Origin of the sequence: Rahnella sp. Larv3_ips, from assembly GCF_003697865.1 — a bacterium.
Taxonomy (GTDB): domain Bacteria; phylum Pseudomonadota; class Gammaproteobacteria; order Enterobacterales; family Enterobacteriaceae; genus Rahnella; species Rahnella rivi.
In genome coordinates this window covers 574,749-585,866 of the sequence record NZ_MJIB01000014.1, presented here as the reverse complement: position 1 = coordinate 585,866, position 11,118 = coordinate 574,749, and the positions used below count along the sequence as shown (strand labels likewise).

Below are 11,118 nucleotides of genomic sequence, written 5' to 3'. Positions count from 1 at the left end.
CCCCCCCGCCACTTTCACGCGGTTTTGCGGTGCGGCGGTGGCGTAAATCGCCATCGCAACCCCCATCGACCCGAAGACTTTCGAGTTACCGAACAGCGCAAAGCCGCCCTGCGGGAACAGGTTTTTCAGCGGTTCGGTGCTTTGGCTGAAGGCCTGCAAATGTTCAGCCCAGTAAACCTGAATGCCCCCTTCAATCGCCGCCGGGCCAAAGACAAAGGGACCGTAGACGAAGTGATGCAAACCGGTCGGGATCAGAATGCGTTCGAGGAAGGTGTAGACCCAGACGCCCAGCGAACCGGAAACCAGCATGAAATGCTGCATCGAGAGAATACCGGTCTGCACTTTCGGCCACAGCAGCAGGGTCAGCCACGCGCAGGGGATCATCAGCAGGAAACCAATAATCACCACGAAGGAGCTGCCCTGAAAAATACCGAGGAAGACGGGAAGTTGTTTATCAAAAAAATGATTGTGTATTGAGGTAACAAGACCGGAAATAATAATCGCACCAATGATGCTGGTGTCGAGCGTTTTAATTCCGCCAATCATCGCCAGTCCACTTTGCCCGCCGGGCTCGACGTTGAAATTAACGCCGAAATAATCTCCCCAGGTTAATCCCATGGCATTAATTAAATAATTCCAGGTCATAAAACTGACCAGCGCCGCCAGACAGGCACGGCCTTGTGCCTGTTTCGCCAGCCCGATAGGCAAGCCGATGGCGAAAATCAGCGGCATATTACGAAATACCGTCCAGCCGCCTTCCTCAATAATATGAACAACTTGAGCAAAAAGATTGTCAGGGGCAGTGAGCGTTTCTCCCATGAACATCGGGTTTTGAAGCATAATCGCGATGCCCACCACCATTCCCGCAAACGGAAACAGTAATACCGGCGTAAACATCGCACCGCCAAAACGTTGGATTTGACTGAGCATATATAATCCTCATTTTACTTCGGGGTCAGAGTTTTTTATTAAAATGTTTTTAATGACGTTTTTTATTTTCTGATCAGAGAGTAGGAATAATGAAAAATAAGATCGCAAAATGATTAATCGTTTCGTGATCGCATTCATGCTTTTTCTGCGGGTGAAGTGATCTACTTTTCAGGCTTTTTCTATACACTGAAATTAGCGGGTCTTAAAACCCCGCAAGGTCAGAACAGGTTATTGAGGATTTACAGGGGCTTAACCGGCTTTCAAGGCCCGGCTACGGGATTTCGCGCACGGAGAAAGAGGTCTGCCGGTGATCTACAAAACGCTTGCTGAACGCTTAAGAATTCGCATTAATTCTGCCGATTTCGGCATCGGTGATGCTTTACCCAGCGAAAAAAAGCTGGCAACGGAGTTTGGCGTCTCGCGCATGACGCTGCGTAAAGCGGTGGACTTGCTGATCGAATGGGGGCTGGTGCGGCGCTGTCACGGTAGCGGAACCTTCGTCGCGCAAAAGGATGTCCAGCATGAAACGCGCGGGCTGATGGGGTTTTGTGAACTGATGAAACAGCTTGGCCGCCCGACGGTGAGCGAAGTGCTGGAGTTTAAGATCATGGGCGCGCCCCCGGCCATCGCCAGCCAGCTGCGCATCAAAACCGATGAGCGCATCTACTATTCGCGCCGCCTGCGGTCGGTGGAGGGCAAACCGCTGGTGCTGGAAGACAGCTACATGCCAGGCCGTTTATTTGGCAATCTTTCGGTGAAGCATCTTGAAGGCTCTAAATTTTCCTACATTGAAGACGAATGCCATATCTGCATTGCCGGAAACTATGAAAGCTTCAGCCCGATCCTCGCCGACAGTACCGTCGCCGCCCTGTTTCACATCGCCGAAGGCACGCCGCTGCTGCGCCTGACGTCGCTGTCTTACAGCGATACCGGTGATTACATCAATTATTCAGTGATGATCCGTAACGCCAACGAATACCATGTGGACTACCATTTGCAGCGCAACAAATCCTGTACCGGTCACATACGGCCAGCCTGAGAGATCAGCACTGTCTGAAGCGGATGTCTGGAAAGTCATGATGTGCGGATTGGCTGAGACGTCATCAGGAAAAAAAGGGGAGATCAGAGAAGGAGCGGAAAATAGAATCTGAAGGGGCATCGTCACGCAGCCTGCTCTGCGTAGGGAGACAACAGGCCGCGATCTTCGGTAAGGTCGTTAACGTTACGCTTTGTTCACTGAAACAATTTCTTTAATGAAGGTGAAGTTAGAATCGCCGTGGTCAGTTTTAACCGTTGGATAAATTCTTTCTCCTTTCTTCACAAAGCCAGTGACTTCGTGGGTTGAGCCGTTCTTGACAGTAAAACTATCGCCAACACTGATCGAACTTTCGACTTCGCTCATAACAATCCTTAACTCGTGGTGCATGGAACTTCAAAAAACCAGGGTACGTCTTAATGCATGGTGCGGGTCGATGGTAGGCCTTTATGTGCCAGGTAGCCAGCGGTGTAGTCATAAAACCGCCAGCTCCGGTGTATCAGCGGATTATTTCAGATCAGTATTGGCGTTCAGCGGTTGGCCGGTGGCGTAGAACTGGCCGCCTGCGATGTAGTGCAAACTGCGCAGCGACGGATCGGCTTCTTCAAAATGCCAGTGTCCGTTTTTGAACACGCGGGTGTCCGCCCAGGCACCGACAATCTCACCGATAAACAGATCATGCGCCTGCTGGTTATGAGGCTCCGGGATCAGCTTACAGGCCAGCCACGCGGTGCAACCGGCGACGAAAGGTAAATCCCCCTGGTCTGCCATTCGAAACAGCTCAGTGCCGCATTTCGCCAGTTTATCCGGGTCATTGCGCAGCGTACGGTTGCCCAGATCGTAGGTCATTTGCAGTTGCGCGACCGTAGGCACCTGAATCACGAAGTATCCGCTCTGTTCGATAAGCTCACGCGTTCTGGCGATTTTATCCAGCACCACGGTCAGTTTTGCCGGTCTGAAATCCAGACCACACACCCACGAGGCAGACATCACGTTGTCCACGCCTTCGTGATGCGCAGATACCAGCGCGGTCGTGCCGTGATTAATCAGACGGTAAGCTTTTTCCAGTTCAACGGGAGCAAATTGTGGGGTCATTGGCGTTTCTCATAAAAAATGTCCGGCGTGCAGCATCGCAAAACTTCCGCCGGAACACTATTCATTCGGTGCGCTGTCAGGGATTTGAGGCGGCCTGACGCGGTTTGACCGCCTTGCGCAGCAGATGCACCGTCAGCGCCAGCAGGAAAATCAGTGCCTGAATCAGCACGATGGTCGGGCCGGTCGCGGCATCGATATAAAAACTGATAAAGGTGCCGGACACCGCCGCCAGCAGTGACGCCGTGACCGCCACCGCCATCATTTTCGGCAGGGTTTTACACAGCAGAAAGGCGGTGATGCCGGGGGTGATCAGCATCGCCACCACCAGCACCACGCCGACCGCCTGCAACGCGGCAACGATGGTCAGCGCCAGCAGACACAGCAGCGCATAGTGGTAAAAACGCACCGGCAGCCCGATAACCTTCGCCTGAACCGGGTCAAAACAAAACAGCATCAGGTCTTTGAATTTGATGATAATCGCCAGAGTGACGATAAACGCGATGATCAGCGTTTGCAGCATTTCGCTGTCGGTGACGCCGAGCACGTTACCGAACAGAATATGGCTGAGATGCTGCTCGGTATTCACCCGCGAGAACAGCACCAGTCCGGCGGCGAACATGCCGGAAAACACGATGCCCATCACCGAATCTTCTTTTACACGGCAATGCTCCTTGATAAAACCGGTGGCGACCGCACAAAACAGGCCGGAACCGAACGCGCCGATCACCAGCGGGATCCCCGCCAGATAGGCCAGCACCACGCCGGGCAGCACCGCGTGAGAGATGGCGTCGCCCATCAGCGACCAGCCTTTGAGCACCAGAAAACAGGAAAATATCGCGCAGACCACGCTGGTGGCCGCGGCGGTGAGCAACGCGCGCTGCATAAAGTCGAAGCTCATCGGCTCCATCAGCACATCCATCCAGGCCATCATGCGCGGCTCCCTGAACGTTTAAGACGGAAATGATTCGCCAGCCAGCCGTGTTTCGGTGCGAATAAAAATGCCAGCAGGAAAACGGTGGTTTGCAGACAGACGATCACCCCGCCGGTGGCACCGTCGAGGTAATAACTGAGCCATGCGCCCACCGCGCTGGTTACCGCGCCGATCATCACTGAGATAATCAACAGGTGCGAAAAGCGGTCGGACAGCAGATACGCCGTCGCGCCGGGGGTGATCACCATGGCGATCACTAAAATCGCGCCGACGGTCTGGAGCGCCGCCACGCTGCACGCGCTGAAAATGGTGAAGAAAATCACCTTCAGCCACAGCGGAGAAAGGCCGACCGAGCGCGCATGCGCTTCATCGAAAAAGACCGCCAGCAGGTCGCGCCAGATGACACACAGCACCAGCAGGGAAATGCCGACGATGATTTGCACCTGCAAAATGTCGGCGTCGTCGATGCCTAAAATGTTGCCGAACAGGATCGACTGCACGTTGACGGAGGTCGGATTCAGGGACACCAGCAGCAGGCCGAGGGCGAAGAAGGTGGAAAAAACAAAACCAATGATGGCGTCTTCACGCAGTTTGGTGAAATGGCGTAGCAGCGTCATGGAGAGCGCGGCCAGAATGCCGGTGCCAAAGGCACCAATGGCGTAAGGAAAGCCCAGCGCGTACGCGCCCGCCACGCCCGGCACCACGGAATGCGATAACGCATCGCCCATCAGCGACCAGCCCTTGAGCATCAGGTACGCGGACAAAAACGCACACACCGCGCCCACCCCCGCACTGACCCAGATGGCTTTCACCATATAGTTGTAATGAAACGGCTCAAGCAGCAGGTCAATCATTTCACCCGCCTTATCTGTGACAGGGTTTCTGGCATCGCGGCCGTTTCCTGCGGGACTAAATAGCCGATATTGCGCAGTGCGCCGCCGAACGTATTCTCAAGATTCGGATGGGTAAAGGTGGTGTCAAGTGGCCCGGCGGCGATCACCGTCCGGTTGATCAACACCACGCGGTCGCAGAAATCCGGGACACTGGCGATGTTATGGGTCGACACCAGGATCAGATGCCCCTCTTCACGCAGCTGGCGCAGCAGATCGATAATGGCGTTTTCTGTTTTGATATCCACGCCGGTAAACGGCTCGTCGAGCAACATCACGCGCCCTTGTTGTGCCAGCGCACGGGCAAGAAACACGCGTTTTTTCTGACCACCGGAAAGCTCGCCGATCTGACGCTGTGCCAGATCGGTCAGGCCAACACGCGCCAGCGCCGACGCCACCTGTTTTTTATCTTCGTGCGAGGGAATTCGCAGAAATGACATTTTGCCGTAGCGCCCCATCATCACCACATCACGCACCAGCACCGGAAAGTTCCAGTCCACGTCTTCAGACTGCGGCACGTAAGCGATCAGATTCTGCTTCAGGGCTTTGCTGACGTTCAGGCCATCAAGCGTCACGCTGCCGTGCGTCGGGCGAATAATGCCCATGATGGTTTTGAACAGGGTCGATTTGCCGCTGCCGTTGACGCCCAGCAGCGCGCAGATCGATCCGCCGCTCAGGCGGAACGACGCATTCTCTATGGCGGTGTGACCATTGTTGTAGGTCACCGAAATGTTATCGACGTCGAGATGCAGCGCGGTATCACTCATTGGCCGAATCCTTGCGCAATGGTGCCGACCGTGACTTTCAGCAAATCAATGTAGGTCGGTACCGGGCCATCCGCCGCAGACAGGGAATCGACATACAGCACACCGCCATATTTCGCGCCTGTCTCTTTGCTGACCTGTTTGGCCGGTTTATCCGAGATGGTGCTTTCGCTGAACACCACCGGGATGTTTTGCTGGCGCACCAGGTCGATCAGTTTTTTCACCTGCTGCGGCGTGCCCTGCTCTTCGGCGTTGATTGGCCACAGATAGGCTTCTTTCAAATCATAATCTTTCGCCAGATAGCTGAACGCGCCCTCGCTGGTGACTAACCAGCGCTGCTGAGCCGGAATTTTTGCCAGACGTTCGCGCAGCGGCGCATCCAGCCGGGTGATTTTTTCGGCATAGCTTTTGGCGTTGCGGTCGTAGGTTGCGGCGTTTTCAGGGTCGTATTTCACCAGCGCTGCGCGGATATTCTCCACGTACACCAGCGCATTTTTTGCCGACATCCACGCGTGCGGATTGGGGTTGCCGAGATAAGGCCCTTCCTGGATCGGCAGCGGCGCGATGCCGTCGGTGACGGTCGCGGACGGCACATTTTTGATGTTGGCAAAGAAGCGCCCGAACCAGCGTTCGAGGTTAAATCCGTTCCACAGGATCAGATCGGCAGACTGCGTTTTTACGATGTCACGCGGCGTCGGCTGATAATCGTGAATTTCCGCACCGGGTTTGGTGATGGACTCCACCGTGGCGGCATCACCGGCAACGTTCTGCGCGATGTCCTGGATCACCGTGAAGGTCGTCACCACTTTAAACTTTTTTTTGTCTTTCTCCGCCGCCGTTGCATTGCCGGTGATCAGCGCCACGATCATGCCGATCAGCATCAGCCGTAAACGGAACGGCGACTGACTGAATAGTTTTACAATGTTTTGTCCATTTCCCATGAATTTTCTCCTGTCACTGTGCCCGGCTGTCGGCGGTTTATTATTCAGGTATAGCATAGGCTATACTCCATAGCCAAGGCAAAGTTCGCAGAAATTGGTAGATATGTGTTGTTGGTTTACAATGCGGTTCGTTGTCGCGCAAAGCGGCGGCGGTAAGAAACCGTTGAGCAAGAAAGAGGCAGGCGCAGTGAAAGATAAAAAATTAAATCCGTTGCTGGATGTTGAAGAACACGCTCAGGGTTTTTTACAGGTGCGCGAGGCGCACCGACGGGAACTGATGGATGATTACGTTGAACTGATTTCCGATCTGATCCGCGAGTTCGGCGAAGCGCGTCAGGTGGATCTGGCTGCACGTCTGGGCGTTTCGCAACCCACCGTGGCGAAAACCCTGAAGCGTCTGGCGAACGCCGGGCTGGTTCATCAGTTGCCTTATCGCGGCACCTTCCTCACGCCGGAAGGCGAGAAACTGGCGGCGGAAAACCGCGAGCGTCACAACGTGGTGGAGGCGTTCTTCATTGCGCTGGGCATCAGTGCCGAAACCGCACGGCTGGATGCCGAAGGCGTCGAGCATCACGTGAGTGATGAAACACTTGAGGCGTTCCGGCGCTTTACCGCAAGTCAGAAATCCTCGTCCTGATCCTGAAGGATTGCCCCCGTGAACAGGGGCATTCCTTCGATACATTACGCCATTACCACTGATAACCTACTCCGACGGCGGCGCCCATTTCCCCCTGCGAGTTACTGCTGCCGGACATTTTGGTTACCCATCTGCCATTTTCAGAAATAGTGGACACTCCCAGCGCGACGGAGGACTGATCCTGATACGTCCCTCCCCCCATGCTCACCATACTGGCGCCCGGCGCATAAGGCTGCGGCAGACTGGCCATCGCCATGGCCCCGGCGATACCGGCACTCAGCTTGTCATTATTGTCATCCACCAGGTTTTTCAACGCGCCGAACTTGTTATCCGTGTATTGGTTGGCCTGGGTAACGCCCGATGTTAACTGGCGAACGTTGACCGCATCGGTACCGCGGGTGCCTGTCGCCACGTTAGTTATCTGACGTTCCGCCCCCGCAGAACCTACCGAAACCGAGTTGGCGCGATCGGCAAGAGAATCCGCCCCCAGCGCAACGGAATTTGCGGCAGAGGCGCGGGCATTCGAGCCGAGGGCGGTACTGTTATCCCCGGACGCGACGGCGCCGGCGCCCCCGGCAGTGGCCTCTTTGCCGCTGGCTACCGGTTTCGCACGTTTGCTGGTGTTGCTGACCTGGAACATGCCCTCTGTCCCGCTGGCGATATTGTTCACCCCGGCAGAAACCGCGCTGAGCTGGGCATAATTCACCGCATCGCTGTCCTGTGTGCCTGCCGCAACGTTAGTGAGGGTGGTCGGGTCACCGGACAGCGTGATTTTGCTGTAATTGGTCGTGCCGTCGCTGTTGAGATCATATTTGACGGAAAGCGTATCCAGACTCGCCATGCCGCCGTTGATGTTGTTGATCGCATCCGTCACCGCGTACAACTGGGATCCGTTGACGGCGTCGGTGCTGGTGGCGTTGATCTGCCCGGCGGCCACATTCGTGATGGTGCGTTCCGTGCCGGTATCGCCGACGCTGACCGTTCCCACCGGCGAGCTGCCTGCAAAAACATAGTCTTTCCCCTGAAGGGTGACGCCGGAAGTGGCGACTGTCGCCTGTGTTTTTGCGCCATCGCCCAGCGCCACGCTGTTTGCGGTGCCCGCCTGCGCTCCGTTACCGATTGCGACCGCGTTGGTTGCGCTGGCGGCAGCACTCTGACCAATCGCCACGGCGTCCGCCCCCGTCGCCGAGGAATCAGCACCGGTTGAATTGGCGCGGGTGTATTTCGTGCCGCTGCTGTAGATGCTGTTAATACTGTTATTGGTTTCGGTCAGCTGAGAGAAGTTCACTGCATCGCTCGGCGCGGAGCCATCCGCCACGTTGGTCAATATTGTCCCGCCGGTGTGGGTGCTGCTGTTATAGGCGCTGCCACCTGTCGTCATGCGGTTGTAGTTCACTGAACCGTCGGCGTTGGTGTCATATTTCAACGCATGGTTATCGAGATCGGTGAAGCTGAGATTCAGATTCTCAATGGCCTGATTAGTGGCAAACAGTTGTGAACCGTTCACGCCGTCGGTGCTGTCTGAACTCAGCCGCCCGGCCGCCATGCGGGTCAGCGTGCGCTCGCTGCCGAGCGCGCCAAGGCTCACTGTGCCTGCGGGCGCCCCTGCGGCGAAAACATAATCCTTCCCGCGGATCTTCGTGCCGGTTGTCGCCACTACCGGAGACGTTACCGCACCCGCGCCGAGGGCCACACTGTTGTTGGTTGAGGCGGTCGCACCATAGCCAAAAGCAAGAGAGGAGGTGCCGGATGCCAGTGACTGCGCACCCAACGCCACCGCCGCCTGCCCGCTGGCTGACGCACGCCAGCCCATCACTGCCGACCCGGTGCCGCTGGCGCTGGCCCCCGAACCGAAGGCCATGGTCGAGGAGGCTGTCGCACTGGCGGTATCACCGAGCGCAATGGAAGACACCCCCGTGGCTGAGGCCGCGTTGCCAATCACCACCTGATTCGCATTCGCGCCGGCAACGCTGTAGCTGGCGGTGGCATCGCTGCCGATAACCACGCTGCCTTTTGACGAACTCACCGTGGCATTTTTACCGATAGCCACGCCATTGCCTGAACTGGCATCGACAGTGGCGCCCGCACCGGTGGCCAGGGAATACGCCCCCTTCGCACCATCATTGTTGTAGTTCGCTCCCGCCGTGCCGCCATCATTCACGCTGGAATAATGCGTTTTGACTTTCGTCACTGAATCATTGAGCTGATCAACGTTGACCGCATCACCGCCACTGGTGCCCGCAGCGACATTGGTGATCCGCGTTCCTCCGCTTTTGGTCGTACTGCTGTACGTTGTTCCGCCTAACGTGATGTTGTTGTAGTCAAAGGATCCGTCCGGGTTGGTATCGTATTGCACGTCGCTGCCGGTGACGGCCTGTAGTTGCAGGAGGCTAAACCCGTCGGTGGCACGTTTGCCCGCAGCCACCTTATCTGCAGATTCTGCACCCCCTGTTGCCTGAACGGCACCCTGCGCATTGGCCGGTAAAGATATCAGCGTCGCGGCCACGATACCCGTCAGGCCACTTATCCGTTTTATCTTTTGCCCTGCCAACTCACCCGCGACGAATTGGACTTTCGATGCAAAATTCCAGGTCAGACGAGATATTTTATTCATTTCAACTCCCTTTGTGGCTCCATGCCATGAGTAGTGTGTACAGTTCATTTGCAGCGGATAAGGCCACTGCGGCCAAAGGCGGGCATATTTCAATGCCGGTAGTTATTGAACGATGAAATAATTAATGCCTGAATGCCGTTAACGTTTTTACAAACATTTCGGCTCGACATTCAGCCATGCAATAACGGCTTCAACCCTGAATTCAATGAAATATAAAACAGAAAAATAATAAATGCACAATGCATTGATTTTATTGAACTTAAAAACAAAAACACTCAGCGCATCAAAAAGGATTTCAGGAGAAGCGATTATGCTATCAGACAACTTTTAAAAAGGTAAACCCGAAAAAAATCAATTTTAAATTACCTGTCGTAACGCTTTAATAATATAACTTACACAGGTAATTAAATTGTAAAATCGTTTATTTTTGATTTACACCAGTTATTATTCAAGAAATAAAATGCTTTATGAGCCGGATATTTAAGAGCGAACTTTAAGCGAGGAAAATACCGGTGAATAGCATTCACTTTCGCTATCTTTGCGGGCGGTTGAAAGGGAGAGGGTTTTATTGCAGCGAACGTCAGTATTTCGCGTTTCCGGAATTTTTTACACACAATTGCTGACGCATCCTTGTCCTGTTCCCCCTAATTCCACGCCAACCTTTCCGCTGGCAGCAGAGTATCTTTAGCCTCAGGAGAAGTGGCTTTTTTTACGACTCCGCGCAACGGGTTTTCTATCTCAGAGGTGGTTATGAAGAGGCTGCTGTTGTTGATGCTGAGCGCTGGCGTACTGATGTCCGTCAGTTCAGCGTCGTTCGCCTATGGCTATTACGGACAGGGTTATTATGGGCACGGCTATTATGGACACGGCTATTATGGGCATGGCTATTACCGGCACGGTGGCTATGGCCGCGGCTGGTATGGTCCGAACGTGGTGATCGGCATTCCGCCGCCGGTCTATTATCCGCCGCCGCCAGTGGTCTACGTTGCGCCCGCGCAACCACAGACTTACGTTGAGAAAACGCCAAACTATGCGTATTACTGCCAGAATCCGGCGGGCTATTACCCGCGCGTTCCTGCTTGTCCGCGGGGATGGATGAAAGTGGTAGTGGGCGATTCAGCACCCCGTTAACAGGTAATAAAAGTGATGAACAGGTTTACTCCGGTGGCAATGCTCGCCCTGGCCGCAGCGCTGACGGGCTGCGTTTCGCCTCCTACCCGGCCTGATGTAATGGTGCTGCCGGGCACCGGTAAAAGTTATCAGTCGTTCCGGATGGATGA

Annotated in this window: 11 protein-coding genes; 3 read left to right on the top strand and 8 right to left on the bottom strand. The window is 55.0% G+C overall.

Annotation, left to right across the window (positions count from 1 at the left end):
• Window positions 1-930, bottom strand: a 930-nt coding sequence (locus ED901_RS19250) for a PTS transporter subunit EIIC (protein WP_162997904.1), incomplete at its 3' end; no start/stop codon positions are given.
• Window positions 931-1,237: 307 nt separating this feature from the next.
• Between ED901_RS19250 and ED901_RS19245 the strand changes: the two genes are divergently transcribed.
• A complete protein-coding gene (locus ED901_RS19245; protein WP_056775062.1) occupies window positions 1,238-1,969 on the top strand; it encodes a GntR family transcriptional regulator in 732 nt (243 codons plus the stop codon).
• A gap of 183 nt (window positions 1,970-2,152) precedes the next feature.
• Here the strand turns inward: ED901_RS19245 and ED901_RS19240 are convergent, their stop codons facing one another.
• The 6 genes from ED901_RS19240 to ED901_RS19215 all read right to left on the bottom strand — a co-directional run bounded on the left by ED901_RS19240 (window position 2,153) and on the right by ED901_RS19215 (window position 6,587).
• Window positions 2,153-2,332 (bottom strand): hypothetical protein, encoded by a 180-nt coding sequence (locus tag ED901_RS19240; RefSeq protein ID WP_056775066.1) that lies wholly within the window; start codon window positions 2,330-2,332, stop codon window positions 2,153-2,155.
• A 141-nt stretch (window positions 2,333-2,473) separates the two neighbouring features.
• Window positions 2,474-3,061, bottom strand: a complete 588-nt coding sequence (locus ED901_RS19235; RefSeq protein ID WP_122096910.1) for a flavin reductase family protein — start codon at window positions 3,059-3,061, stop codon at window positions 2,474-2,476.
• Between the two features lie 76 nt (window positions 3,062-3,137).
• Window positions 3,138-3,992 carry a metal ABC transporter permease gene (locus ED901_RS19230; protein ID WP_122096909.1) on the bottom strand — a complete coding sequence of 285 codons (855 nt, stop codon included), beginning with the start codon at window positions 3,990-3,992 and terminating at the stop codon, window positions 3,138-3,140.
• Window positions 3,989-4,846 (bottom strand): metal ABC transporter permease, encoded by an 858-nt coding sequence (locus ED901_RS19225; RefSeq protein ID WP_056775072.1) that lies wholly within the window; start codon window positions 4,844-4,846, stop codon window positions 3,989-3,991. The genes ED901_RS19230 and ED901_RS19225 overlap by 4 nt, the downstream gene beginning before the upstream one ends.
• The gene (locus ED901_RS19220; RefSeq protein WP_122096908.1) at window positions 4,843-5,649 is read right to left on the bottom strand and encodes a metal ABC transporter ATP-binding protein; all 807 of its coding nucleotides are present in this window, start codon (window positions 5,647-5,649) and stop codon (window positions 4,843-4,845) included. Before ED901_RS19220 ends, ED901_RS19225 begins: the two co-directional genes overlap by 4 nt.
• A complete protein-coding gene (locus tag ED901_RS19215; RefSeq protein ID WP_122096907.1) occupies window positions 5,646-6,587 on the bottom strand; it encodes a metal ABC transporter substrate-binding protein in 942 nt (313 codons plus the stop codon). Before ED901_RS19215 ends, ED901_RS19220 begins: the two co-directional genes overlap by 4 nt.
• Window positions 6,588-6,774: 187 nt before the next feature.
• On the opposite strand from ED901_RS19215, the gene mntR reads away from it, so the two are divergent.
• A complete protein-coding gene (gene mntR / locus ED901_RS19210) occupies window positions 6,775-7,224 on the top strand; it encodes a manganese-binding transcriptional regulator MntR (protein ID WP_122096966.1) in 450 nt (149 codons plus the stop codon).
• Window positions 7,225-7,276: 52 nt separating this feature from the next.
• On the opposite strand, the gene ED901_RS19205 is transcribed toward mntR, so the two are convergent.
• The gene (locus ED901_RS19205) at window positions 7,277-9,838 is read right to left on the bottom strand and encodes a YadA family autotransporter adhesin (protein WP_240993975.1); all 2,562 of its coding nucleotides are present in this window, start codon (window positions 9,836-9,838) and stop codon (window positions 7,277-7,279) included.
• Between the two features lie 750 nt (window positions 9,839-10,588).
• On the opposite strand from ED901_RS19205, the gene ED901_RS19200 reads away from it, so the two are divergent.
• Complete coding sequence (locus ED901_RS19200; protein ID WP_122096906.1) at window positions 10,589-10,969, top strand: hypothetical protein; 381 nt, start codon at window positions 10,589-10,591, stop codon at window positions 10,967-10,969.
• Window positions 10,970-11,118: the final 149 nt, after the last annotated feature.

What these genes read in the sequence shown, in the direction of transcription:
- ED901_RS19240 (WP_056775066.1), bottom strand. Translation starts at nt 2,332, where the DNA reads ATGAGCGAAGTCGAAAGTTCGATCAGTGTTGGCGATAGTTTTACTGTC.
- ED901_RS19235 (WP_122096910.1), bottom strand. Translation starts at nt 3,061, where the DNA reads ATGACCCCACAATTTGCTCCCGTTGAACTGGAAAAAGCTTACCGTCTG.
- ED901_RS19230 (WP_122096909.1), bottom strand. Translation starts at nt 3,992, where the DNA reads ATGATGGCCTGGATGGATGTGCTGATGGAGCCGATGAGCTTCGACTTT.
- ED901_RS19225 (WP_056775072.1), bottom strand. Translation starts at nt 4,846, where the DNA reads ATGATTGACCTGCTGCTTGAGCCGTTTCATTACAACTATATGGTGAAA.
- ED901_RS19220 (WP_122096908.1), bottom strand. Translation starts at nt 5,649, where the DNA reads ATGAGTGATACCGCGCTGCATCTCGACGTCGATAACATTTCGGTGACC.
- ED901_RS19215 (WP_122096907.1), bottom strand. Translation starts at nt 6,587, where the DNA reads ATGGGAAATGGACAAAACATTGTAAAACTATTCAGTCAGTCGCCGTTC.
- ED901_RS19205 (WP_240993975.1), bottom strand. Translation starts at nt 9,838, where the DNA reads ATGAATAAAATATCTCGTCTGACCTGGAATTTTGCATCGAAAGTCCAA.
- ED901_RS19200 (WP_122096906.1), top strand. Translation starts at nt 10,589, where the DNA reads ATGAAGAGGCTGCTGTTGTTGATGCTGAGCGCTGGCGTACTGATGTCC.